We start from the raw sequence: 25,458 nt of genomic DNA, 5'->3' as shown, positions 1-25,458 counted from the left end.
GTAAATCTTATGGTCAAACAGAACTTTGTGTTTAGTTACACTACAGTGACCCGTATCACTAATTCTCGATAATAAATAGCCATTCCACCACGCACTACTGCCCGTTTCATCAATGATCAAGGGAGCAGCTGCCGTAGTAGTCGGCTTCACTAATCATTCCACTATCGTACCTCTTTAGCAGAACGCGACGTTACAGCCAAGCATTCCGGCATAAAAAATCTTGCCTTTTTAAGGCTAGACGAAAAAGATGCACCCGAGGCTTTGCCTGTGATTTGCAGGTCATTCCAAATGAATTTCAGAGCTTTGGCTGCACCTGAGGATGACGGAATGATGTTTTCGGCTGCTGCCCATGAATCCCGTCGGTCCTTCATCGGCTGATCCGTCAACGATTGCGTGTTCGTATACGAGTCTACCGTGGAGAATAATCCGTATTGAATGCCATAGTTTTCTCTGACCAATTTGACTACCGGAGCAAGCGCATTGGTCGTTCAACTCGCCATGCTAATGATTTTTCGCTTTTCCGGATCGAAGCTTTCTAAGTTAATTCCTTTAAGAAGTACTGCGTCGCAATCTTCTAAGGTTTTGCTCGGGCCGCTGACAAGCACCCTTTTGGCGCCTCGCTCCAAGTGCAGTTCAGCTACTGATCGCGTAACGGCTCGTCCGGTACAATCAATGACCAATTCAACGCCTAACTCACCCCAATTCGGCAATTCAGCGGCCGAATTCAAATAACGAATCTCCCGGTCGCCGATTACGATTGCGCCTTCTTGAGCAGATACTTTCTCATGCCAACGCTTGTAATTTGTATCCACTTCAAAAAGTGCGGCAAGCGTAGCTTCGTCTTTAATATCCCAGATGGAGAAGGGGACAAACAAATTTTGTTGCAACGCCGCCCGAAGGAGCTGTCTTCCGATACGTCCAAATCCAAAAAGCGCAATTTTACCAATAATAGCCTACATATATATTAGATTAGTTATTATCTTTACTACTCATTAAGCCGTTGTACCTGATTAATCCATTGCACAAATGATTGAACATAACGCTTCAAATATTTGCGAGTCGTCTCATCCGTGAGCTTACGAGTATTTGAATCAATCTTGTCCGTGATTTGAGAAATATACATTTTTTGAGCCGGCATCACATAGGACTGGGTGGCATCCAACGTTTGCCTGATTTGCTGCTGCGAAAGAATCGTCCCTTTTGCGCCAGGAGTTGCACCTATCACACCTGCAGGCTTATGAATTAAGACGGCTGTTTTGGTAGGTGTCGATGCCCAGTCCAGTGCATTTTTCAGTACTCCCGGTATACCTGAGTTGTACTCCGGGCTAACTATAAGAATGCCATCCGTCTTTTGAATCGCCTCGCGATAATGCTTAACCGGATCTGGTCCTTCTTCATGATCCAAATCCGCGTTATAGAGGGGAAGATTAGCAATCGATATGTATTCATATTCCGCGGAATCTACAAGTTCTGGAATCGAATTCGCAATCATTTGATTAAAAGAGTTTTCCCTCAAACTTCCTACAATAATCCCTATTCTTTTTGACATCAGCCAACCTCCGGAATTCATTCTCATATAATCATACAATACTTTCCATATTATGTGTGGGATAACTTTAGTTTAGGTGCCACGGCTATTAACCTGGCTGCTTGCCAACCGGCAGAACTATCTTAATCTGTACATTCTTAAATTTAAGATATGTGACAAAAATTATTGATCATTAGCTGCATTTTTTATCAATAAGCTTTTTTGGCGTAACATCGTTCCCTAATTCATCCATAACAGACACGTTCAGAAGCGTTGTTAATAGCTGCCCGCGTAAAATCTGTAAATACTGCTTCCGAAGTGCTACCTGTTCCGCTCTCTCAGTATCAGATAGACCTATGCTGCGTTCTATTCTGCTCAGTTCATTAATACAGATCAAAATCGGAATCATTCCCTTTACCTATTTGAAGTCATCTTAACACTATCTTAAAATCATTTATCTTAACTTTAAGATAGATGATTTTAAGATAGTTGTCAATAGCTTCTTTTCACTTTATTTTCCCTTATACTCATGTTTCAACGGAAACGACAACGACTTTGGAAATTTCTTAGTTACCCAAGTCAAAATTTCTTCCGTTCGGGCCCGATGTTGCGGGTTATCAATATGTGCTAAATATCTTCCATGTTGTTCCCTCCAAAAATAAAAAATATGTCGTTCAGAGAAGTCGCTCAAACCCCTTCGTCGTTAAAACTCCTCACAGAACCGCTCAGACACGTTGAACTATCGTTTCCGTTAGTTCAATGCTCACTTATATCGTCCTTCATTAATTCTTTTCTTTGCCGATGTTCGTATATCTTCATCCAGATCGTTTAGTAATAAACTTATAACTTGATATGTCGCTTTTTTGTTATAGACAATTCGTTGTCTAACTGAGCAATCTGAATCTTTCGCTAATTTTAATTGTAAGTGTTCAGGCAGTCGATTTTTTGTTGCAACATTAAATCTAACCCTTTCATTTGTATCGTCAGCGAGAATTTCCATTATCTCAACAGGAATTGATTTATTATGTGCTACCCATTCGCTCATTTCAGGGTACTTCCTAATCACTTCTAACCAAACCTCAAAGGGAGCATCATCCCATGCAGCTTTCAGGTATTCATCCATATTTTCACTAAGTCTTAGTCTAACAAATTCTTCAGCAGAATTAATCATCATGAAACTCCAATTACAGATTTTTTTCCAGTTTAGAAGTCTGCCGATCCATTGCTGGCGACAGACTTCTGCGAAACAGCTTATTTCTTTACTTTTCGGGTAACGGACTTAAATCATTTGCCATGAAACTTTGGCTGTAATACTGATTTGGCAAATGTCCTTGAACCTGATGCCATCCTTTTGAGTCCTCCCATACGAACCGTAACTGTACAGTTTGTTCCATCATAGAGCGCCATGACGGATCAAGGTGTGTGTCCCAACCATGTGACCATTCCCAAATATTGAATTGATTTGGCTGTAATTCTGAACATGCCAATTCCGATTTAGAATCAAAACCCATACGTTCCCAACCAAACAGTTGGTTCCCAATATATACATGTATATTTCTTGCCGCGTCCGTACCGAGATTTTTTAAAATCACCTCATAAGAAACAATAGATAACGGCTTCGGGTCATTTATAGGCTTGGCCTCGTAAAGCAGCATATTTGGTCTTATTTCCCACTCTGGAACTGTAGGACTTAAAGTAATTGGCGGCTCAACATTGTTACAATCAACAATTTGTTTGGTATGAACTTTCTCACATGCAACTAAAAATATTAACAGTACAATCATGAAGCAAAGATAAACAACCTTCCTCACTAAAATCCTCCAGAACTAAACGTTATTCATATATGTAGTAACTTTGGTGCAGTTTACAGATTAACACAACTGAGGATTAGTTTGTTACTTGGTAAATTTAAGCATTAAGCTATCCTGCTCGACGTTTTCGTGAAAAAGGCAGTCATTTAATGTCTTAATGTAACGATACTTTTCAAGTGAAGAATCTAATTCATTTTTTAATGTCCTTAATAAGGGAGACTATTACCATAAAAAATAAAACAACAATTATGGTAAGAACCACACCACCTAACAGAACAAAACCTATTTTTCTAATTAATAATTCAACTACAACATCAAGCATTCTGCCCACTGCCTTTTTGGTAATAAATTTATCATTCATTTGTACTTATGTGTAAGTACTAAATATTTATAGTACTAGAAGATAGAAAAAACGAGCGGTGGAACACAAAATCCTACCACGCTCTTCTGCCCTTTAGTTCACTGAAAAAAAGCAGGTTGCTTCAGCTTCCTGCCGTAATTCAAGTATCGTTATCCATTAGCTTAGGGCTTTGTAGCTGAGAAGACCATCGATCCAATTCGTCTGTAGACTTCTCAATGTTGATTGTTAAGTTCTTGTTTCCCGTTAGTCTTATTTGTAAGCCCAACTTTTTATAATATTATATGTATACTTTGAATAATTCTCATAAGTTACATGGCCATAATTCACAGATACCTTCAACTTCTTTGTTATTAACTCCCCTTGCTTTATCCTCCTGGTAATTGTTCATTAGTGAAGTATGATTTTATCCTGCTCAAAATCTTCTTTCCCTTATTTGAATGGTCCAAGTTTGGACGCTCTGAAATACTTATCATTTACTTTAACCGCTATTACGTCTTGAGCATCTGTCCCTTTAACTTCAAATAATAGACATCCCACTGGTTTATCATTTGAGTCTCCGTTCTGCTTCGGCATCGGAGCTGTTCTTCTTTCAATTTTCCCAATCTCCTTGCCAATTTCTTTGACGGGGACCTCCGTTGCGGAAAGCCCATAAAGGATGTTGTTCCAGGCAACAGCACTTGGATAGCTACTGGATGTTTTCTCTGCTGTATTTTGTGAGCAACTTGTTAAAACGGCGATAGAGAACAAAATGAAAGTTAAATACTTCATTAAGAATCCCCCCCAATTATTTATTATAGTAAGACGCATAGTATAAATTAAAGGTTTCATTTTATATGGAAAGTTTATCCACGAGTTTCTCTAACCATACTGAATCATGTTTCATAATATCTATACCCAACCTGCTCGTTACTAATAGCAAAACTTAGACCCACAGTAAAGGGCTGCGGGTCTAAGTTTTTTATTGAAATAAATAGTTATTTATTATGGGAGAAGGTACGATATATCAAAAAGCTGTCTCTCAGTTTATCAGTGTTATTCATCATTTAATCTCGGTTACCTAAGCAGGGTCATTATTATGCGTTTTAATCCAGCCTGTATTTACACGTTTTATAACGACAGTCGTCTTTTGTCCCAGTTCTCGAGACGATGCTGATCCTCCCGTCATGTACTGATTTCCGAATAGTGTAATGGATAACGCGGTTTCTTTCAGTTTCACCTGATAGAACGCATCGAATTTCACACTGATCAGGTGTAGATTCTATAATACGCAAGGATACCACATTACAGGGAAGATCTGGTGGATCTCCTAATAAGGTTGCAGTTTCCCCGTTAATTGAGAGCACCTTTAAATTGCTCATCATCGTTTTGGTGAATTTATCACTCCAATACTGGTTGAAAAATAGTTTGACCTTATCAACAGTATCAAAACGTTTATCATCTACAACCTGAAAAGCATATCCGTTCAGGTTCAGCTCCTCTCCCTTTCGATCTGAATAGCAGACTTCAAACCAGACCTGTTCAGCTTCATCGATAAATTTTTTCAGCTTGCTTTCACTCCACATGATCTTCACCTCATCAATAAAGTATGATGATGATGCTTTTACCGTTCAAGTGAGAATCTGTATTTTACAATATAGAAAATTTTACAACCTCAGGACAAGTCACAACGGCCTTTATGCAACAAAAACAGCAGTCCATTGAAGCCTTTGAACTGCTGTTTTTATTTTACTCCGTTTAATAACTTCAGCACTTTCATCATAGTGGAGATGGTACCCGTATGATTGCCTCACGCAAAAGCAAAAACATACTCATTTTTTATTGCCCCTCTTAGCAGGAGAATGAATCGCTCCTTGTTCGACTAGCTTTAACATTTTTAAGTTGGGCAACGATGATGACGCTAATGATTACAAGAAGGAACCATGAGCTGATCTTGCTGAAACTAACCAGTTGCCAGGTTTGGTGCTGATCAGGGTATTTCCAAGCATCAAAAAATGTGGCTATATTTTCTGCTAACCAGATGAAAAAACCTACAATTAAAAAAGCGAGAGTTAAGGGCATTCGATAAGTTATAGTCCGTACCCGATAAATGATCCGTGTTTTCCAGAAGATAATAAACACAAGTGCCGTCAACCACCAACGAATATCGGGAATATAATGATGTGTGAAAAAGTTGAAATAGATGGCTCCTCCTAACAGCATCGAAGACCTAAGCCCAGGCCAGCCGGTCATGTCCATCCGCAGTCTCCGCCACACCTGACACATAAAGCTTGCTACACTTGCATACATAAATCCGCTATAGAGCGGGACACCGAGCAACTTCGTATACCCAGGCTCAGGATATGACCATGATCCCATCCATACCTTATATAACTCCAGCAACAATCCAATAAAGTGAAAAATACAGATTACTTTGATTTCATCACGTGTCTCTAATCCGCTGCGGTACATGAAGTATTGCACTCCAAGCAGTATAAGTAAAATGGCATCATAACGATGAATGAAAGGTACCGCTATTACGTTAGAGAGAGCTAAAGTTCCAAAGATCGCAACAGGAAATATACAGCTCATCGTCTGATGATAGCCAAAATGCAGTAGTTGAATGATTGGTTTCAATTATGTATATCTCCTCCCATGCCCATTTAATCGTACGATTCATCATTTTAAATTCTAGTCATCGATATTATCCTATCCATTAGCAGGGAAATCGTGATATAGAGTGAGTATATGATATATTGGTTACTTATTATATTTTTTGCTCTTTTGTCTTAGATCAAGAATAAAGGCAAAATTCCTATTTAAAAAGAGAATTTTTTTTCGTTTAATATTTCTTATTTTTGCTTACTCCACATTGTCTAGAAAAATCATTTCTTTAAATTCTTAGCATCCTAATTATTTTCTTTCTAGGAAAAGTTAATGATCTTCTCACCACGTTAGCCTGCCCGTTCGTAATAGCGGAATAGGCCACCGGGCGATACACCGGTGGCCTAGATTGAAGGAGCTGCCATGCAAGCCCCTCAACTATAGTTTTTCGCTAGGTTTATCTCACTTAAACTCAATCTTTTGCAGGATTTCATCACTTCGGAATGACTTTCAACGTAGAGATGACGCCCGTGCAGGGTGTACATAGCAAAGCGCATGCCAATGTCGGCATGCGCTTTTATGGCTGCGAAAGTTTTTTATTCTTCTTTAGCCGTTTCTACATATTTTTTGAAATTATCTAAAATCGCCTGCCATCCGGCTTGCTGCATCTCGATGGCGTTGGTTTCTTCCGCTTCGAACGATTCGATGATTTGCGTGTCGTTGTCTTGGCCAATAAAAGTGATCTTCACTTTTCTACCATCGCCAAGCGTATAGGAGATGCTCTCGTTCATGCTCACTTCGTCGTATACGCCGCCGAAATCAAATCCCATGCTGCCGTCCTTGGCTTCCATTCTCGAGACGAATTTACCGCCGGCCCTCAGATCATTCTCAGCGAATGGAGTATGCCAGTCATCGGAAGCCTTACTCCATTGCATAATATGCTTCGGCTCCGTCCAATATTTCCACACGCTATCGACGGGAGAATGAACGATCGTTTCTACCGTTATCATTGACTGATTACTTGTTCCCATTATATAACCTCCTGAGATGAATCTATTATTCTCAAATATTACCATAATCATTCACTGCTGTCGATATGTCTGAAGTGCCATGACTCTAAAGGTTTCTTCGAAAATTAAACTGTTATGTTGTTAGCCGCCAATCTTGTGGAACAAGAATGCAAATGAGTCCTACAAAGGTTTAATAAATGTTTTATTGATCTTATTGAAAGCATTAATTAATTCATCGAGTTCCATCGAACAATGAAGACATCTAGGGTCTGAAAGACCATATGTTCTAGCGTATTTATTTAATTGTTGCCGTTTCTCGTAAATGGCCTGATCGATTGCTGAAAGGTTGTCCACAGCTTGTTCATGCAGCGCCTTTGATAGCTCCCGCTTCAAAGGAATCTTTCCCATGGATTTGTATTTTTCATTTGATATACACTCCTTCTCAACTTGTTTAACGATGAGTGAGAAGAAGGTATATCGAGGCGGTTGAGCTGGTGGCGGCTTCGACCATTGATTTCCACTAAAAAGCCGGGAGTGTTCATAGTTTTGGTTCTTTATTTTCGGCGGAGGCAGAAGAATATCAGGAAAAAGAAAACCAAGACTTCCAAAGAACGCACTGCTTCCAGTAACGAATGATGCGCCCCCTCCCGTTGAACCGTTCCCTGTATAAAGAGTCAACGGGGCGGAAAACCAAACACTCGCGGGATCCGTATGAATCGGAATTGCTTCTGATGTTCCTGTCTGTTTCTTCGCGGCCTTCTGTGACTCGATCAGAGCATTTACTTCCGTCGGAACGGACAATGCTAATCCGAGCTTCAGCCTCGGTAAGGCCGTGGAAGGATCAGGAGCTCTGGTCGCGGGAGTCGGAGATGATTTACTTCCCGAGCTGTCTTTCCACTGATCCGCTTCCGGAGCTAACTTGACCGGTGCATCGGAAACGTTACCTTTCACTGGAAACGGTCTAGCGGTAGGACTTTCATTCCCACTCGTATTGACGTGCAGATTCTGGGCTCCGTCTGTTCCGGTAAGGGGTTCTTTCTTTCCTACGTCATCCTTTCCTCCCTCGATCAGAGGGAGATTCGACTGGCTCGTACTCGGCACTGGGTTATCCGTCACAGACGCTTTCACTTGAACGGTCGGGGTTACCACCTTGATTTGGGGTGCTGGTATCGGCGTCAATGGAACTTCAGCCTGAACAGCAGGCGTCTTTATTTGAACGATTGGCGTGTCCACTTTTGCGGCAGGCAAGTTTACCGACACCAACGGTATCCGATCAGTGGATACTTCCACCTTCGCTGATGGAACGTCCACATTAACCAAAGGCGTGTCAACTGAAATGGAAGGCGTTATCACCTGCAGATCGGGAAGCAGACCGTGTCCGGAAGTTTTCTCCGCAGACGGAGTCGAAACAGGTGGCAAAGACGCACGCGAATCTTTCACCTGGTTAGTGGAAGGTGAAGTCGTATTTCCGATGTCGGGCAGAACGTCGGATAAAATTGGAAGATTCGATACCACTGACGTCAAATTTATTTGTCCGGAATCCACTTTCAGTGAATTCTCAGACCCGGAGTTTTCACTAGCATGCTTGGCTGAGTAGACTGGGTCCCCTGTTAGGTTCTTCAGCGACTCCAATAGAGCGGCCTCCGCTATGTGGGGATACGCATACTGCTGTATAAACGCCAGAACGAATACGATGCACAAACTCCCAAACCATATCGTTCCTTTTGTTCCTGAATGCTTTGTAAACATACTGTTTCTCACCTCCTTCCCGGCCAAATCAGGTGGGGATACGGATTCCTAACATCGTCCACGAGATAACCCTTTCAGATCTATTGACACTAGAAAGCGGGCTTTTGTTACAGACATGCACACAAAACTGGTTCCAAAAGTTTATTTCAACCCCGAAAGATACTGCCTATTTTGTTGCTCTTTCTATTTGATACTGGACTTAAATCAGTACCAGTTACTTTAAATCCGTCATTAGCCTACCCTATTGCTTGTGTGCCGATACCGTAGGAACGGTCTAAAATTGAAACACCCACTTTGCTCGAATTAGTGAGTTTTGAATGAATGATTTTGCTTAAAACGCTTAACTCCGCTGTCAGTCTACAACTTTATTTTCACGGTCTAATACTTTATTTTTTCAGTCTAAATCTTTATTTTCTCAATACAGTATTAGCAATCCTGCCTCTTAGAGGATCCAATTATTCCCACAATCAATACTTTGTATCCATTAAATGGATTATGTATATAGTTCGATTCATTAAGAATTTTTATTAGGGTACAGGGCAATCAACAAGTGATTGACTGCCTTCTCTTCATTGAACTGTCTCTACACGTTAGCGGAATGGGAGAAGTATTATACGGTTCCAAAAACACCATCGTAAGCATCACTTAGCTTTGGAAAAATAAGTTTTAGACTTATGGCATGTCGAACAAAAAAAGCAGTCTAAAACTTAAATAATAAAGTTCTAGACTGCCATTATTTTGTTGAACTTACGTTTCCGGAAGGCTATGCTGAACCTTCACTTTTTTGAGGATACCATTTTTATGGTGTATGCAGAATTTTTTACAAATGTTATTCGAAGTATTCGCGAGTTGATTAAGCTACTCGTTTAGGTTTTCAGGACTTTTTCAGTGACTTCCTTTAAAAGGCAGTCCTTTTTTGTTTTATTAATCACATCACTGATTCAATTAAAATTGAACAATTCCAAAATTTCGTGTTATCTATGAAGATTTCGCATGATTGATGACGGTTTCGATATAGGCTTTAAGAGTTTTAATGAAGGTGCGCATGGCGTATCCGACATATCTGTCACTGCGGTAGATTAAACAAATGTCCTGAGAAGGAGTAGGATTCCGCAGGTGCAGTACCTTTATGTCTTTATTTTGAAGAGTATCCAGTAGCAATCGTGGCAGTACACAAGCGCCAACTCCACTCTGTACCATCTGGAGGAGGGAGGATAACGTTGTTGTCACCATATGTGGTTGCAGAGTAAACCCCTTATCCATGCAGTAGTGGTCGATCAGCTTGCGACATTGATGGTCGGGCGGGAACATGACCATGTTTAAGGCATTCAGCCTACTCAATGGGATGAAATTCTCCGTGGCAAGGGGATCATTTGTACTGACGGCCAATGAAAACTCTTCGTGAAATAGAGGAATTGATGTGAGCCGTTCATCGCTAACTGGTCCGATCGTTACACCAACATCGATGCTTCGGTCCAGAACTTGTTCCGTTATTTTCGTGGTTTCCAAAAGAGAGAGAGAAATGGTGGGATAGGTCTGATGGAAGTTCAGCAATAAGGCATTAAACATGAGATCCGCATCACCGGGCAAAACACCGATGGATAGCGATCCGCCTTGCATTTGCTTCAGGTCAGCAATGGCGTCGCTTGCTTGCTGCAGATGCCCAAACACGGCCGCACCATGTTCTTGTAGAATCGCTCCGGCTTCTGTGAGGACAATTGTTCTTCCAACTCGATCGAACAGGAGAACGCCTAATTCTTCTTCCAATCTCCTTATCTGTTGGCTGATGTTGGGAGCGCTGACTCCCATCTTATCGGCGGCTCTCGTGAAGTGAAGTTCTTCACAAATCGCCATAAAATACTGTAGTTGCTTTAACTCCATAGCTCACACTCGCTTTCAAAAGCATCGCTGAACGCATGTTCAATAATTATTGTTGCTTCATCTTCGTTCACTGTCAATGCATAATCGTTAACTTATACTTAACGTTCCGGTAATTCGTACTGCATTGATGGAACAAACCATGAAACCTATACTAAGTACATATCAAACGCTTCTCAATTCAAAGGAGGAAAACAACATGTCAGAAATGATTATCAATACGACAAAAACAGTACGTCAAGTGGCGCTTCACCAGGTGCAGGCGATTCCAGAGGAACTATTCGACATTCAAACTGCTTCCTATAATAACACGATTCGCTGGAACGTTGGACACATGATTTATTGGATGGATGCCTACATGATGCTTGGTTTCTCGAAAAAATCAGCCATTCCCGCAAGCTACGCATCGTTCTTCAACTCCGGAACCGCGCCGGCAAACTGGACCAACACGCCTCCATCGAAGGAAGAGCTCATCCAGCAGCTGTCAGCTCAACTTAGCCAACTATCTGAGTTATCCCCCGAGAGTCTGGAGCTACCGTTCGAAAAGCCGCTGCAATTTGGACCACTCACGTTTAATAGAGTGGGAGAGTTGCTCAACTTTGGAATAGTCCATGAAGGGATGCATCTTGCAACCTGCGATTGCTTACTTAAGGTCATTCAAGGTAAGCATTAATACGAGTGCAAACGTGAACTAAATAAGCCGGAGCGTGGTTGAGCCATGCTTCGGCTTATTGCTGCGAAATAGCTGATTTGGATGATTACTAGTTCGCGTTGTTGCCCTTCTATACAGGTTATTGTTCAAAGGAATCATTCAATGTTCTTGAATGTTCAATGGATTCAATGAAAGAGTATACCGTTTTCCTATCACCGTTAGAAATTCACTCCTAACCAAAGCATTGATATGAACACTGCAAAGTCCTCCAGAATGAGAATAAATCTCCGCTTGAACAATTTCGCCATTATTCCAACTTATGTTCACCTCGAATCCTCCGCGTGCCCTTAAGCCTTTAACGAAGCCTGTCGGCCAAGCATCAGGTAGAGCGGGAAGCAAGTGAAGATAACCTTGATGGGATTGCAGCAGCAGTTCAGCTATTCCTGATGCTGCGGCAAAATTGCCATCAATTTGAAACGGGGGGTGAGCATCAAACAGATTCGCATAAATGCCCCCAGTTTGATAATTTTCCGTATCATCTTTAACAAGCCTAAGCAGATTGGCTATTAGGTCATGCGCTCGGTTTCCATCTCCAAATCGGGCCCATAATCCCACTTTCCAGCCAAGACTCCATCCCGTCCCCTCATCTCCGCGCCTATTCAGGGATTGCTGCGCTGCAGCATATAGCTCCGGTGTTGTATGCTGTGTCAACTGACGGCCAGGATAAACACCGAATAAATGAGAGATATGCCTGTGGTGCTTATCTTCGTCCTCGAAATCCTGGGACCACTCCTGAAGCTGGCCATATTTGCCGATTTGCATCGGAAATAAGCGACTTCGTGCATCGTCCAATTCTTGATGGAAGTCAGCATCCATTTGCAAAATTTCTGATGCTTCCATACAGTTCGTAAACAAATCCCAAATGATTGACAGATCCATGGTGGCTGCCACGCTAACGCCGGCTTTTCCTTCTGCGGTCACAAATTTGTGTTCCGGAGAAGTCGATGGCATGGTAATCAATCGGCCAGAACCGTCATCTACCAACCAATCCAGGCAAAAAAGCGCCGCTTCTTTCATAATAGGATAAGCATAATTGCGCAAGAAAGTGTCATTTTTGCCAAATGCATAGTGCTCCCATAAATGCTGTGTTGACCAGGGTCCCCCCATCGGCCATAATGCCCAAACGGGATCACCTTGACCATAATCACCTACAGGTGAGGCTTGGCACCAAATATCCGTATTGTGATGTGCCGTCCAGCCACGAGCCCCATAATGTACATCTGCCGTTTTCTTTCCGTTCTGCGACAATCTTCCGATAAAACTAAGAAAAGGCTCATGGCATTCCGCAAGATTGCAGGTTTCTACCATCCAATAATTCATTTGTGCATTAATGTTAAGCGTATAGTTGCTGCTCCACGGCGGCCGTATTTCTTTATTCCAGATGCCCTGCAAATTAGCCGGTTGCGTGCCTGGACGAGAGCTAGCAATCATCAGATAACGGCCGTAATGAAATAAGAGCTCGATCAGTCCGGGATCCTTGGCCCCATATTCGGATATCCGCTTCTCCGTCGATAAATCGGCTGGCGCAATGGTTTCACCCAAGCTAAGTTCTACCCGATTAAATAGAGCTTGATAATCCTCAATGTGTTTGCGTCGAAGTGAATCATACGATTGCGCCTTCACTAACTCTAGCGCTCTGGCTGCAAGAGGCTCGGGATTCTTCCCCTGCTTGCCGGGGGATTTGTCATAACCGTTAAAGCTAGTCTCTGCCACGAAATAGAGAGTGACTCCCGTAGCTCCAAGAATATGCATGCCGTCATGATCGACTTGCAGCTTACCATCATCCAGGACTGCCCCTAGACGAGCTTCAAAACGTATAGCTTCTGTAGTTATAGGATCACCGAATACAACCGGATTGTCGGTGGCATAGTAATTCGGATCCACGTGTTCGGGTGCAGTTCCCTTAAGCAGCAGATCATTTCCAAATGTATCCGTTTGATAATGGAGCTGACTATCCAGCCTAGCATGCAGGTTCAACATACCCGTTTTACTTGATTGCAAACGAAGTACAATCACTTGGTCCGGATGGGAAGCAAATATTTCCCTGCTGTATGTAACATTGCCAATCCGATACTCCACACGCGATATTCCTTCTTGAAGAGATAGGCTCCGGTGATAAGTTTGATAAAGATCTCCGTGATCAAACTTAAGGTGCAAGTCGCCAAGCGGCATATAGGATTGCGTGTACGGACCCAGCATTTCCTTACTCAGCTTATCTGCTTCTATGAATTTACCATCCATGAGAAGACGGCGGACTTCTGGAAGTACTTCTTTGGCTCTGGGATTGTTGCCGTCCTTTGGGGAACCGGACCACAACGTGTCTTCATTGAATTGCAAATGTTCGTTCATCACCCCGCCAAATATCATGGCACCGAGTCGGCCATTACCAATGGGCAGCGCCTCTGTCCACTTTTCAGCTGCAGAGAAATATTGAATTTTCATTTTTCTATCTCCTCACATTACTTTTTTCGATCAAAATACAATTATTCGAATATATTGTATTCATTTAAATTAATTCAATTTAATTGGTATTCAACATGATTCTCCTTCTGCTCAATGCGCTAGTTGCCCCCCCTCTGATAGCGCTTTCTATATTTATACTACAGGATTCAATTTTCTAATAGATACACTTCGGAATTATACGTACATATTTCCGTTTTAAGGATATTTATGCTCTATAAATTTAGTATCGCTCAAGACCTGAGCAGCTGATTCTTTTGGATTCTGTCCCGCGTTTTAAGAGCCGTGAGCGACACGCCGGAAGGCCCATATCAATTCGAGGAGGTTATCTTCGAGAAACGGGATCGTTCTTACTTTGATGCACTTAAACAGCATAACCCATCTATTAAATATTATCAGTAGGGTCCACTTTCGCTTCGGCGTTATGGGAGGGTTTCATTCGTCGTTAATGAGGGTGTTATAAAGAAGCGACGGAAAAAGCAATTTACGGCATGGCAACGAAACAAATACAGCCGGCCTCTCAAGAGGGCAGGCTGTATTTGTTTAAAGGCTTTTAATTGGATGGAATGATTCGAATATCCTTATCCAAATTGGCAAGCATCATGAAATTGCGATTGAAAGTAAAGATGCGTTTAACCTGATAATAGGACATGGTCACAGCTGTGAATGCTTCGCTAAGTGAGAAACGGAGCTCGGGCCTGTCCATAAGCAATCTGCGCGATTCCCCCTCTAATTCGGGGCCGCTGGAGATGAGCGCCAACTTGCCTTTACTCACTGCTTTATCAATTGCATTCAGAAAATATTCCGCCTGTTGATAGCTGTATTCATTGCGAAGCCATTCGTGAAGGTCAAATATAATGGAGTTTGTCGTTACGTAATTACGTTCAAGATCATGCAAATCCAGAATCAGGGAACGAGCTTTCGCATAGCGGGGGTCTTCAGGGTTCATTAAAGCGGCTAAAGCTGTTTCATCTAGAAAAATTGCATCCTGAATATTCAAGTAGTTATCCATATGTCAGCACTCCTTAATCCTCTAATTTGCAAATACCAACCAAATACAGAAGCGGGTTATCTTCCTTTAGATCCACTGAAATGGGGGTTGATTCGTATTTGGCGCTTGCCAGGTGTTGGACAATGATTCCATTGACGATCGCTTGCACGGTCGTATGCTGCATATCGGCGATTGCTTTCAGCTCAACATAATATTGCGGATTGAGTTCTATAGTGCCTTCTTCTTGTTCTTCACTTCTTGTAGAAATGAATTCGGAAGCGGTTGACTTCGCTTTTTCGAATTGATTTTGAATGAAGCGTTTGTAATTATTCGCCATCGTGATTCACTCCTTTTGCATAGCTTTTATAACGATTCGTCGAATTCTGTCGATTTCAGGGGGTAATGTAGGGCGGAAAGCCATCTTCTACTTCCAGCAAGGTGATGGGTGTCTTTGGAAAATAAAGTATTAGACTGGATGTGTTGATCCCACACGGCTTTTCGAATTACAAGACCATCAGACTCCGTAAAATAATATTATTAGACTGACTCGAAAAATAGAAGCAACGGCTGTCATGGACGAGAACCTAAGGGGCTAGATATCCAAGATCAACACTCCATATAAAGAAAAGACCCTTCTTATTGCAACCTCTTCTCTGCGTATTCCCAGCGTTCTTCTTGTTCAAAAGCGACCAACAGTGCTGACATGATCCGGCTTGATCCGTTCCCGGCGGGATTTTAAAAAGTCTCCGAGTATATTGATTTTTTGGTTTTCTGAAGACATTCCACAACCTCTTTCTTCGCAAAAAATTCAATTTATCAGCTTGAGCTTTTTGAATTACTCCCACTTACCATCTCTACGTGCCAGCTTCTATTATACTGATAATAATAAAAAACGACATCTCTGTCGTTTCGCTTGGTGATATGGTAGAGCAAGCCTGCTATTCGATGGATCAATAACTTTTTGGGGTAAGCACTTTCCTTACAAAATATGAGATGCTGAATCGCGGGTATCAGACAAACCGGCTGCTCCGGCAGGACACACAGCCAATGCGCAGTATGGCTTGGGATATAAACGACTCCTATAGAAATAGCCCCGAAGGGCTCACCGACTCTTCTTAACGTAGTCCTTCAGAAATATCACGTACAGCAAACTTAGTTGCAGCATAGACAGAACTTCCAGCCCCGTTATTTTAAATTGTTATATTCATCATCCGTTACGGGTTCCAACCATTCGTTGCCCCCCATTTGAACATTAGTACTTATCGCGATATGTGTAAACCAACTATTCGGTGTAGCACCATGCCAATGTTTCACATCCGGATGGATCTTTACTACATCCCCTTCATGAAGCACCTGTACCGGTTTGCCTTCTTCCTGATAATATCCTTTGCCCCCGGTAACAAGCAGAATCTGGCCCCCTGCATGCTTATGCCAGTTATTTCTTGCGCCTGGTTCAAAAGTTACATTACCTATCGGGCAATTAAAAGTGCTGTCAGTAGAAACTAGCATTTCAAGCCATGCTGTCCCTATGAAATAGTCATTCGTAATTTTTTCACCTTTCGGGAAGATTACACTTTCATTCAAATGATTTGATTTATTCATTTTTATTCTCCTCGTATACTAAATTTAGATTATGATGGAAACTGCACCTACAAACCATACCAGTTGATTCGCTGCTTCTCTTGATTCTTCTATCTGATTCCTGCCCATATACTGTCCTGCAATGACAGCACCACCAGTAGCTAGAGCTGCGAACAAACTAATGAGCAATGCCATGACAAAATCCACCAAAGACACTCCAGGCACGGCTGATTCACCCACATAGGCTACCATAATTGAGTCTGCCAATCCCACCAGAAACCCTAAAAACTGCTCTATCATAAGTGGTATAAATAATGTGAATAAATCCCAATTCGTAAAAAACTTTTGTGTCTCTAAAGCTTTCTGCTCCAATAATAGTCCTTCGATGAATTCGTTTCCTACATTTCATATGCTTTTGCAAAGCATGGCTATCTTTAATGTCTCCCTTATTCGAGGCTCCAATTCGGAAATACGATTTCAATAAACAAAAGAATGGGTTTAACCAATTGAATTGGCCAACCCATCTTTCACCAGAGCCGATTACAAGGTAGATATGTCAATTACGAATCGATAACGCACATCACTACGGAGAATACGCTCAAACGCTTCGCCTACTTGATCAGCACTGATCACCTCAATTTTAGGGGCAATGCCGTGTTGAGCGGAGAAATCGAGCATCTCTTGCGTTTCCCGGATTCCGCCAACGAGTGAGCCTGCAATGCTGCAACGCTTCATGATTAATGAAAATACATTGTATTTGTCTGGCTGGTTCGGTGCACCAACATTAACTAGCGCTCCATCTACACGAAGCATGGATAAATACGCATCAACATCGAGATTTGCAGACACTGTGTTTAAGATGATGTCAAAACGACCAGCCAACTCGGCAAATGTAGCGGGATCGCTGGTTGCAAAGTAATGATCCGCGCCCAAACTCAGGGCTTCGTCTTTCTTATTTAAAGACTGACTCAGGACCGTTACTTCAGCACCCATGGCATGCGCATATTGGACCGCTAGGTGGCCAAGACCTCCCATTCCCACAATGGCAACCTTCTTACCCGGGCCAGCGTTCCATTTTTTCAAAGGAGAATACGTGGTGATACCTGCACACAATAGTGGGCTTGCAACATCCAAATCCAGAACGTCTGGAATACGGACAACGAAATCTTCCTTTACAACGATTTTCTGGCTATATCCACCGTATGTTTGATTGCCATCATAATCTAATGAATTATATGAGTTGATAACGCCTTTCGTACAAAATTGCTCCTCGTCGCTGAGGCAGTATTCGCATTGTCCGCAGGAGTCAACAAAGCAACCAACACCAACGTGATCGCCAACGGCTAATTTCGTAACTTCTGATCCAACTGCTGTTACGACTCCGGCCATTTCGTGACCAGGAACCATCGGGTACATTCCACCTCCCCATTCACCGTAAGCATTGTGAATGTCGGAGTGGCAAATACCACAAAACTTTATATCGATTAAGACGTCATCCTGTCGTAATTCTCTCCGCTCAATCGTGGTCTTTTCAAATGGTGCTTTTGCACTTGGGACACTTAGAACATTAGTCTTACACATGTTTTTCTCTACTCCTTTGCTCCTTGAAAAGTGAGACGCTGCTAAAATAAGCCGCCTGCATATAATGAACAATAATACATTAATGATCAGATGTATATTATTATACATGGACATATGATGCTTGCAATTGTCAAATCAACACGATTTGTTCATTAGTGAACAAATCAATATAAATGTTTTATTATCTGCAGCACCCCGGATCAGCGATTTGGCGAGTTTTGGCGGGTAACTATTAAACTAATCATCAATAATAAACTTTGAATTATTAATGTACATTTGTATATAAATTTAAATAAATACAGAATATTTTCAATTGTTAGATGGGTGCAATTTGTCAATTAGTGAACAAACATTTGAAAATTGTTTATTATTATACGAAAGAGTCTGGTGACCTCAATGTCTAAAGTCGATAGAAGAATACTCAAAACACAAGAAGCGTTAAAAAAAGCCGATCTTCCTGTAGCGGAATCTCGGCTATTTATTATTTTATAACCATCCTAATTAAGTCTATGCTATTGCCTAATTTTCAGAGGCCAGTCCTTTTTTCTAGCTCCTCCGTATACCGCGCTCCCATCAAAGTAATCTTCGAGGCCGCGGAATTTATATCAAGTAAATCCTCAGGTGTCAGTTCAATGTTAGCCGCTCCCAAGTTTTCATCCAGACGATTCAATTTCCGCGTACCTGGGATCGGGACAATCCACGGTTTTTGAGCAAGCAGCCACGCGAGTGCAATTTGAGCAGGTGTCGCTTTCTTCTGTTCGGCTACTTCTTTAAGCAAGTCTACCATAACCTGATTTGCTTCAAGAGCCTCAGGTGTAAAGCGCGGAAGTATACTACGTATATCGCCATTGTCAAATGTCGCATTTGCATTATAACTTCCCGTTAGGTATCCCTTACCCAAAGGACTGAACGGAACAAAGCCTATGCCGAGCTCCTCCAGGGTAGGCAACAATTCCTCTTCGGGACGTCTCCACCACAGTGAGTATTCGCTCTGGACTGCGGCGAGCGGCTGGACTGCGTGTGCACGACGGATCGTCTTCACTCCTGCCTCAGAAAGCCCCCAATACTTAACCTTACCTTCCTGAATCAGTTCTTTCATTGCTCCCGCTACTTCCTCGATTGGCACATCCGGATCAACCCGATGCTGATAGTAGAGGTCAATGGCTTCGACTTTAAGCCGTTTAAGCGAGTCTTCGACAACTTTCCTGATATGCCCAGGCCGACTATTCATCCCAGTCTGTTTACCATCTTGAATATTAAAGCCGAACTTAGTGGCAATCACCACTTTATCCTTAAAGGGAAGGAGCGCTTCTCCTACAAGCTCTTCGTTCATGTATGGTCCGTACACTTCGGCTGTGTCAAAGAAAGTAACGCCACGTTCAACAGCATCTCGAATTACAGAGATCATTTCCTGCTTGTCGGAAGCTGGACCAAAACCGTAGCTCATTCCCATGCAACCGAGCCCGATAGCAGAAACTTCCAGGCCACTTTTTCCCAATTTACGCTTTTGCATAATTTATCTTCCTTTCTTTATACAGTTTTAGATTATCTTATTGTTAAAGGGCGTAACCTTATTATGCAGTAAATGAAAAAAGGACCGGTATCTCATTTGTCTTAAATGATTGCCTAATTCTCTCACTACCACTAACGTTACATACGAAAGATAAAACAACAATGAGAAGCCTATCTGAGGAAATACTAAACAGTAGGGTGAACTCGCCAAACTGATTGAGTGGAATAGTAGCTAAATTGAACAGGAAGCAGCTGTCTTAGACAAACTGCTCCGTTTTACGTGGATAAGAAATCACATGACGATCGCGGTATGCAAGAGCAATAAGATGGTTTCGCATACCTTCAGTGAGCATGAGACATAGACCTCGATAAAGTCCCCTCGTAGAACAGGTGCCTACAACTACTCGCTTTCACGGAACATACGCTAATCTGAGTAAACCTACTTCTTATGCTGCAGCGCTCTTATAATAATAGCCACCGCTTCTGCGCGTGTGGTATTCGCTTTCGGCTTCACCGTGCCGTCCTCATATCCGTTAAATAAGGCTTTAGCCGTTGCATGAGTAGCTTAAATACCAATTGACATATTCAAAGATTTTATAATGCAGGAGTAACGATTCATGCAGAAGGAGTGATATTATATGTCCCGAGCTTAAAACAAAAAAACCGCTATTTAAGCGGTAATTAAAAATGTCCTTTGATGTATTAATGAACATTTGTTAATAATATAAAATCAGAGCCCATTCGAATTCAACTGCGTGAGTGACTGTTTGTTTTTCAACAAACGTTTCACAAAAAAAGTGAAAAGTGTTAAGGAAAACGCTACGGACACGGCGCTGACCGCGAACAATAATTGGTAGCTTGTGTACTGGGAGATCCAGCCTAGCATGATCGCACCTAGTCCGATGCCAAGGTCATTAGCAGTCGTTATAGTGGCGTTAGCAACCCCTTTACGGTCCGAACGGGCCAGACGTATCGTTACCGCTTGAAGAGCCGGCTGCGCAGAACCGAAGCCGATACCATATAGAACCGCCGATACTAGCACTCTGATCAAACCGGTCGAGAGGCTTAAGACAATCAATGCACAAATCGTAATCACAAGTGCCGGTACTATGACAAGCATCTCTCCGTACCGATCAGAAAGTTTTCCAGAAATGGGACGGCTGAGCGCAAGCGATGCAGCAAAAGCCAGAAAGAACGCGCCGGAATTGACCTGAATCGAGTCAGCGAACAGCGGAACAAAGGTGGTAATGCCGCCATAAGCAATAAACAGAAAAAAGACCGATGCCGCAACGGGCAAGACCGATTTTTCGAACAATTCGATTCTTCTTGCGCCCGTTTGCGGCCGGAAAGGCATTTTTGTACCAAGCGTTAGGAGAAGCGCTGCCGCAGAGAGGACGACGGCGAATAAAAACAAAGCGCTATACGATAGGTTCTGTGCAACCCAAATGCCGAACATCGGGCCGATTGCCATAGCCAGGGTCATGGACGTACTAAACCACCCCATTCCCTCGCCGCGGCGGGTGGACGGGATCATATCCGTGATCGCCGTGATCGTGGCGGTTGTGGAAACGGCCCAACTCATCCCGTGCAAGATTCTGAGCCCTATCAGAACGACAATTCCTCCGACCCAGTTATACATATACATCGCCAAGGTGAAAAGAAGCAGCCCCCAGACGATAAAGGGACGTCTACCGAACCGGTCTAGGAGGCCGCCGACGATCGGCCGAAAAATAACGGCCGACAGCGCAAACGCGCCCATCGCCAGACCGACCTGCGATTGGTTGCCTCCCATCTGTTTGATGAACGGCGGCAACGTCGGATACAGCATATAAAACGCGTTAAATAGAAATAGGTTTCCTATAGTCATGAGAGAAAACTGCTTCGTCCCATAGGAGTTCCACTGTCCACTCCTCCCTTTCGCACTACTATTATTGAAAACCAATTATTGGGTGAGGGACATACGGTTCTTCCAGCGACGCTATTTCTTCAGATGTTAATTTAATTGAGAGAGCAGCTATCGCATCTTCGAGATGAGACACTTTCGTCGCACCGATAATAGGAGCCGTTACCGGTTCTTTCTGCAGCAACCAGGCAAGTGCGATTTGAACGCGTGGAACGCCATGTTTTTCTGCAATTGCCGCAACCCGCTCTATGACAAATCGGTCGGTATTTGCTGTCGCATCGTATTTAGCTTTCGCAATTTGATCGGTTTCGGAACGATGTGTTGTTTCCTGCGTATCACGCGTCAATCTTCCACCTGCAAGCGGGCTATATGGAATCACACCGATTTTTTCTACCTTGCAAAGCGGCAGCATCTCCCTCTCCTCTTCACGGTATATAAGGTTCAAATGATTCTGCATCGATACGAACCGGGTCCATCCATTTTTCTCGGCTGCATGCAAAGCCTTCAGAAACTGCCATGCATACATGGCAGAAGCGCCTATGTATCTTGCCTTTCCTGCCTTTACCACATCATGCAAGGCTTCCATTGTCTCTTCGATAGGCGTATTGTAATCCCAGCGGTGAATTTGGTACAGATCTACATAATCTGTTCCCAGTCTCTTAAGACTTTTATCAATCTCACTCATGATTGCCTTTCGGGAAAGTCCGGCACCATTGGGACCTTCATGCATGCGGCCATTAACTTTTGATGCGATGACAATTTCATCCCGATTTGCAAAGTCATTTAAAGCTCGACCAATAATCTCCTCACTTGATCCGGATGAATATACATTCGCCGTATCAAAAAAATTGATACCAAGCTCCAAAGCTTTCTTAATGATTGGACGACTGCGTTCCTCATCAAGTACCCACTGATGAATCCACCGCCCTGCTTCACCAAAGCCCATACAGCCAAGACAAATCCGGGATACATCCAAGCCTGTATTTCCAAGTTTCACATATTCCATTCGTCTGTACACTCCTTTTTCATATCAAGTAAGAAGTCTCGCCGGCACTCTTTATTGCCCTTCTGAAAACACTTTTTTGGCAACCACAATGGCAGACATCGATTTCGGCCAACCGGCATAAAAAGCGAGATGAATAATCACTTCTTTGAGTTCTTCTTCTGAAATCCCATTTTCCTTCGCTTTATTCAAATGAAATGTCAGTTGCTCCGTATTTCCTCCGGTGATCAGACTTGCTACGGTAATCAGGCTGCGGTCTCGCGGAGACAACTCCTTGCGTTCCCAAACATCGCCAAACAAAACGTCGTCAGTAAGCTCCACGAGTTTCGGGGCGAAATCTCCGATCATTTTTTGTGCGCCTGTCAGTTCTTTTTCCTTTGACATTTTTATACCTCCTTCTAATTATTTTCAGGTCGTAATAAACAAACATTAAATCAATAATAATTCTTGATGTATTAATGTACACGTGTCTATAATTATAAGCAGATACAGTACATCTGCAATTGTTAAATGAGCGAGTTTTGTTAAGAAATGAACAACTAATTAATAATTGTTAATTATTTACGAAAGCTTGGTGACCACCAATTGGCTAAAGTGGATCGAAGAATACTCAAAACGCAGGAAGCGTTAAAAAAAGCTGTTATTGAACTAATGTCAGAGAAAAATTTTGATGATATTACGATACAGGATCTTTCCGACAGGGCGAATGTGAGCCGCGGGACCATCTATCTACATTATTTGGATAAATTTGATCTGCTGGATAAGCTCATTGAAGAACATATTAACATTCTAAGGGATTTGTGCAGAGGGGCATCAGAATTGGATTTTACCGAATCGACTCTGATCTGGACCGAATACTTTGAGCGCAATTATTCATTCTTTTCAATGATGTTAGCGAGTAAAGGCGCTCCTTATTTTCGTGGTCGGTTTCTTGACTTTCTGATCGAAGAATTTACGAATGAGGTTGATGTAACCCAAGGAAAAAACGGTGGGTTAAATGAAGATCTTGTCGTTAGGTTTGTTGCATCTGCTTTCGTAGGGATAGTGGAATGGTGGTTTACTCATGAAAAGCCTGTCCCCCATCCTGTCTTGGCAGAACAACTGGGGACTTTGTTAGAGAGAAATGTGTAATCGATATCTGACTGTAGCATTTTTAGCCCTTTGCGGGGAAAAGGCAACCGATTTGAACCGGCTGCCTTCATAGTAGTTTATTTAACTCTCGTTTTCCGATAGCGTAAAGCCACTCTAGAAATGGAATGACTTCGTTTACTTGAACATTAAAGCCCCGACTTCTTGCGCACCGGGTATAGCATCGTAAAGTCGAATGTTTCAATTTCCGCATAGGGGATTGTGAGAGCGTTCAATGGTTCAAGCGGAACCGTCTCCATCCCGAGTACTCCTTCACGCCGATCGAGCTCATACTCGGGCGACTGCTCTAGCCACGCAAACATTGCATCATATACGCGCCACATGTGCGCCTCATTCCCGTATACGCGGGCGCTAGCACAGAGCCCTCCGCGTACCACCAGAGACTCAATGCCATCCGGTACATCTCCGAACTCGCTAACCGCCAGTCCGACCCAGAGCGTATCGACTTGCTTGCTCCATTGATCCTGCGGAATGAACACATATGCAGAGGGCCCATCTGTCAGTCGCGCATCCTTAAGGGGAACCTGCGCTGTAAGGTTGCTCCACGCCACCCGCGTCCCGCTCTTGTCAGGTGTCATCCCCGTCCGTATTGCCAAGGCTTTGAAAGGCGCCACTTCAATTAACTCAACCGCTATCGTCTTTTGCAAAATACCCTCTCCTCACTTCACGATTATCCATGATGAAGACATCCCGTTAAATATATTCGTCTTTTTCCAGAAAAATCCTTTTTATAAATTTGATAAGGCTATCCTGCCCATTCGTGAGCGTAAGTGAAAATCCTCGCATTCCGTCGAACTCCTCAATCTCTCCAACATCGGCTCCTCGTTGCCGCAACTGTTTATATGCCGACTCAACATAGTGCGTATGAAAGTTCTAAAGAGAAACATTATGGTAAATTCTACGTATATAAAAATGAACGTACAAAACACCAGGATGAACGGGGGACAAACATGAAGGCAAGCTTAAAAATGAATCTAATTGCCGCGGTTGTTACCGTCGTACTTATCGGATCGGTAATCGCTTGGGGATACGATAAAGTTACTGCAATCGAGGGAAAGTCGCCGAAGACGCCCGAAATCGCCGAACAAGTTAAGGCGCCCACAATCGACGAGTTATCGCCAGAAGGTCCCGCGATCGAAACGTTGAAGATCTATCACGAACAAATGAATATGTTGGTCGGATACGGGAATGACGATAATTTTACGAAGGCGACCGAGTGGGATACCGCGCGTACTATTGACGTATTGAACTCGGAAGCATATCGTCAGCTTGCTGCGATGCTTTCGAACTTTCAAGGCGCCGAAATCGACCTTTACCGCGCCGCCGACCTTGCGATGATCGCCCGCGAAAAGCACGACGTTCAAGCCCTTATATACTTGCACCGCATCCTTCACGACTTAGACTTAAACTATTTCAATAAAACGCCGGGTAGTGATTATTGGGGCGTTACGGAAACTATTCGCCATACGTCGGAAGCGGCGGAGGTTGTTCCCGATAATCGCGACAAAATCAAGACGTACATCGAAAAGAATAGGCGTAATTTTTGAATTTGAACGACAAAAATGAACGATAAAAGGCTCCAGACTCGTTTTTCAAAGACCATCAGCGGCAGCTGCGATCTATAGGGAGTTTGAGTTGATTAACCTATG

General features: G+C 42.8%; 25 protein-coding genes and 2 pseudogenes. 3 read left to right on the top strand and 24 right to left on the bottom strand.

The window, feature by feature from the left end:
• Positions 1-161 precede the first annotated feature (161 nt).
• The 12 genes and pseudogenes from AC58UU_RS22150 to AC58UU_RS22095 form a co-directional block, all read right to left on the bottom strand.
• A pseudogene (locus tag AC58UU_RS22150) lies at positions 162-476 on the bottom strand (hypothetical protein); the annotation flags it as partial.
• A 12-nt stretch (positions 477-488) separates the two neighbouring features.
• On the bottom strand, positions 489-938 hold the full coding sequence (locus tag AC58UU_RS22145) for a glyceraldehyde 3-phosphate dehydrogenase NAD-binding domain-containing protein (RefSeq protein ID WP_497318971.1): 450 nt from the start codon (positions 936-938) through the stop codon (positions 489-491).
• A 47-nt stretch (positions 939-985) separates the two neighbouring features.
• Positions 986-1,549 carry an NADPH-dependent FMN reductase gene (locus tag AC58UU_RS22140; RefSeq protein ID WP_497318901.1) on the bottom strand — a complete coding sequence of 188 codons (564 nt, stop codon included), beginning with the start codon at positions 1,547-1,549 and terminating at the stop codon, positions 986-988.
• A 172-nt stretch (positions 1,550-1,721) separates the two neighbouring features.
• The gene (locus AC58UU_RS22135) at positions 1,722-1,937 is read right to left on the bottom strand and encodes a DUF896 domain-containing protein (protein ID WP_497318899.1); all 216 of its coding nucleotides are present in this window, start codon (positions 1,935-1,937) and stop codon (positions 1,722-1,724) included.
• A gap of 354 nt (positions 1,938-2,291) precedes the next feature.
• The gene (locus tag AC58UU_RS22130) at positions 2,292-2,702 is read right to left on the bottom strand and encodes a hypothetical protein (RefSeq protein WP_497318897.1); all 411 of its coding nucleotides are present in this window, start codon (positions 2,700-2,702) and stop codon (positions 2,292-2,294) included.
• Positions 2,703-2,787: 85 nt separating this feature from the next.
• A complete protein-coding gene (locus tag AC58UU_RS22125; protein WP_497318896.1) occupies positions 2,788-3,312 on the bottom strand; it encodes a hypothetical protein in 525 nt (174 codons plus the stop codon).
• An 817-nt stretch (positions 3,313-4,129) separates the two neighbouring features.
• Entirely contained in the window at positions 4,130-4,468 is a 339-nt protein-coding gene (locus AC58UU_RS22120; protein ID WP_497318894.1) for a hypothetical protein, read from the bottom strand.
• 314 nt (positions 4,469-4,782) lie between these two features.
• A complete protein-coding gene (locus AC58UU_RS22115; protein WP_497318892.1) occupies positions 4,783-5,262 on the bottom strand; it encodes a DL-endopeptidase inhibitor IseA family protein in 480 nt (159 codons plus the stop codon).
• Between the two features lie 265 nt (positions 5,263-5,527).
• Positions 5,528-6,313 carry a DUF817 domain-containing protein gene (locus AC58UU_RS22110; RefSeq protein ID WP_497318890.1) on the bottom strand — a complete coding sequence of 262 codons (786 nt, stop codon included), beginning with the start codon at positions 6,311-6,313 and terminating at the stop codon, positions 5,528-5,530.
• A 563-nt stretch (positions 6,314-6,876) separates the two neighbouring features.
• Positions 6,877-7,311, bottom strand: a complete 435-nt coding sequence (locus AC58UU_RS22105) for an SRPBCC family protein (RefSeq protein ID WP_497318888.1) — start codon at positions 7,309-7,311, stop codon at positions 6,877-6,879.
• Between the two features lie 159 nt (positions 7,312-7,470).
• Positions 7,471-9,039, bottom strand: coding sequence for a Spo0E family sporulation regulatory protein-aspartic acid phosphatase (locus AC58UU_RS22100; protein WP_497318886.1), 1,569 nt, complete (start codon positions 9,037-9,039; stop codon positions 7,471-7,473).
• A 978-nt stretch (positions 9,040-10,017) separates the two neighbouring features.
• The gene (locus AC58UU_RS22095) at positions 10,018-10,920 is read right to left on the bottom strand and encodes a LysR family transcriptional regulator (protein ID WP_497318885.1); all 903 of its coding nucleotides are present in this window, start codon (positions 10,918-10,920) and stop codon (positions 10,018-10,020) included.
• Between the two features lie 196 nt (positions 10,921-11,116).
• Here AC58UU_RS22095 and AC58UU_RS22090 point away from each other — a divergent pair, with 196 nt between their 5' ends.
• Positions 11,117-11,590, top strand: a complete 474-nt coding sequence (locus AC58UU_RS22090) for a DinB family protein (RefSeq protein ID WP_497318884.1) — start codon at positions 11,117-11,119, stop codon at positions 11,588-11,590.
• A gap of 138 nt (positions 11,591-11,728) precedes the next feature.
• Here AC58UU_RS22090 and AC58UU_RS22085 read toward each other — a convergent pair whose 3' ends face one another.
• The 11 genes and pseudogenes from AC58UU_RS22085 to AC58UU_RS22035 form a co-directional block, all read right to left on the bottom strand.
• On the bottom strand, positions 11,729-14,071 hold the full coding sequence (locus AC58UU_RS22085) for a glycoside hydrolase family 95 protein (protein WP_497318883.1): 2,343 nt from the start codon (positions 14,069-14,071) through the stop codon (positions 11,729-11,731).
• Positions 14,072-14,642: 571 nt separating this feature from the next.
• Positions 14,643-15,101, bottom strand: coding sequence for a type II toxin-antitoxin system VapC family toxin (locus tag AC58UU_RS22080; RefSeq protein ID WP_497318882.1), 459 nt, complete (start codon positions 15,099-15,101; stop codon positions 14,643-14,645).
• Positions 15,102-15,114: 13 nt separating this feature from the next.
• Entirely contained in the window at positions 15,115-15,417 is a 303-nt protein-coding gene (locus AC58UU_RS22075) for a hypothetical protein (RefSeq protein WP_497318880.1), read from the bottom strand.
• Positions 15,418-16,265: 848 nt separating this feature from the next.
• The gene (locus tag AC58UU_RS22070) at positions 16,266-16,682 is read right to left on the bottom strand and encodes a cupin domain-containing protein (RefSeq protein ID WP_497318879.1); all 417 of its coding nucleotides are present in this window, start codon (positions 16,680-16,682) and stop codon (positions 16,266-16,268) included.
• Between the two features lie 24 nt (positions 16,683-16,706).
• Positions 16,707-17,033 carry an MATE family efflux transporter gene (locus AC58UU_RS22065; RefSeq protein WP_497318878.1) on the bottom strand — a complete coding sequence of 109 codons (327 nt, stop codon included), beginning with the start codon at positions 17,031-17,033 and terminating at the stop codon, positions 16,707-16,709.
• 168 nt (positions 17,034-17,201) lie between these two features.
• A complete protein-coding gene (locus tag AC58UU_RS22060; RefSeq protein ID WP_497318876.1) occupies positions 17,202-18,242 on the bottom strand; it encodes an NAD(P)-dependent alcohol dehydrogenase in 1,041 nt (346 codons plus the stop codon).
• A 526-nt stretch (positions 18,243-18,768) separates the two neighbouring features.
• Positions 18,769-19,755: an aldo/keto reductase gene (locus tag AC58UU_RS22055; protein WP_497318874.1), complete on the bottom strand. Its 987-nt coding sequence runs from the start codon at positions 19,753-19,755 to the stop codon at positions 18,769-18,771.
• 438 nt (positions 19,756-20,193) lie between these two features.
• Positions 20,194-20,298: pseudogene (locus tag AC58UU_RS22050) on the bottom strand (S-layer homology domain-containing protein); the annotation flags it as partial.
• 186 nt (positions 20,299-20,484) lie between these two features.
• Entirely contained in the window at positions 20,485-21,621 is a 1,137-nt protein-coding gene (locus tag AC58UU_RS22045; RefSeq protein WP_497318873.1) for an MFS transporter, read from the bottom strand.
• Positions 21,622-21,682: 61 nt separating this feature from the next.
• The gene (locus AC58UU_RS22040) at positions 21,683-22,663 is read right to left on the bottom strand and encodes an aldo/keto reductase (protein ID WP_497318872.1); all 981 of its coding nucleotides are present in this window, start codon (positions 22,661-22,663) and stop codon (positions 21,683-21,685) included.
• 51 nt (positions 22,664-22,714) lie between these two features.
• The gene (locus tag AC58UU_RS22035) at positions 22,715-23,044 is read right to left on the bottom strand and encodes a carboxymuconolactone decarboxylase family protein (RefSeq protein WP_497318870.1); all 330 of its coding nucleotides are present in this window, start codon (positions 23,042-23,044) and stop codon (positions 22,715-22,717) included.
• A 201-nt stretch (positions 23,045-23,245) separates the two neighbouring features.
• Between AC58UU_RS22035 and AC58UU_RS22030 the strand changes: the two genes are divergently transcribed.
• Positions 23,246-23,791 carry a TetR/AcrR family transcriptional regulator gene (locus AC58UU_RS22030; protein ID WP_497318868.1) on the top strand — a complete coding sequence of 182 codons (546 nt, stop codon included), beginning with the start codon at positions 23,246-23,248 and terminating at the stop codon, positions 23,789-23,791.
• Between the two features lie 146 nt (positions 23,792-23,937).
• On the opposite strand, the gene AC58UU_RS22025 is transcribed toward AC58UU_RS22030, so the two are convergent.
• On the bottom strand, positions 23,938-24,456 hold the full coding sequence (locus AC58UU_RS22025; RefSeq protein ID WP_497318866.1) for a GyrI-like domain-containing protein: 519 nt from the start codon (positions 24,454-24,456) through the stop codon (positions 23,938-23,940).
• Between the two features lie 303 nt (positions 24,457-24,759).
• Between AC58UU_RS22025 and AC58UU_RS22020 the strand changes: the two genes are divergently transcribed.
• A complete protein-coding gene (locus AC58UU_RS22020) occupies positions 24,760-25,356 on the top strand; it encodes a hypothetical protein (RefSeq protein WP_497318864.1) in 597 nt (198 codons plus the stop codon).
• Positions 25,357-25,458 lie beyond the last annotated feature (102 nt).

Source organism: Paenibacillus sp. JT22N1 (genome assembly GCF_059692155.1).
Note: the sequence above shows the minus strand (reverse complement) of the source record. Positions and strands in the feature narration are given on the sequence as shown.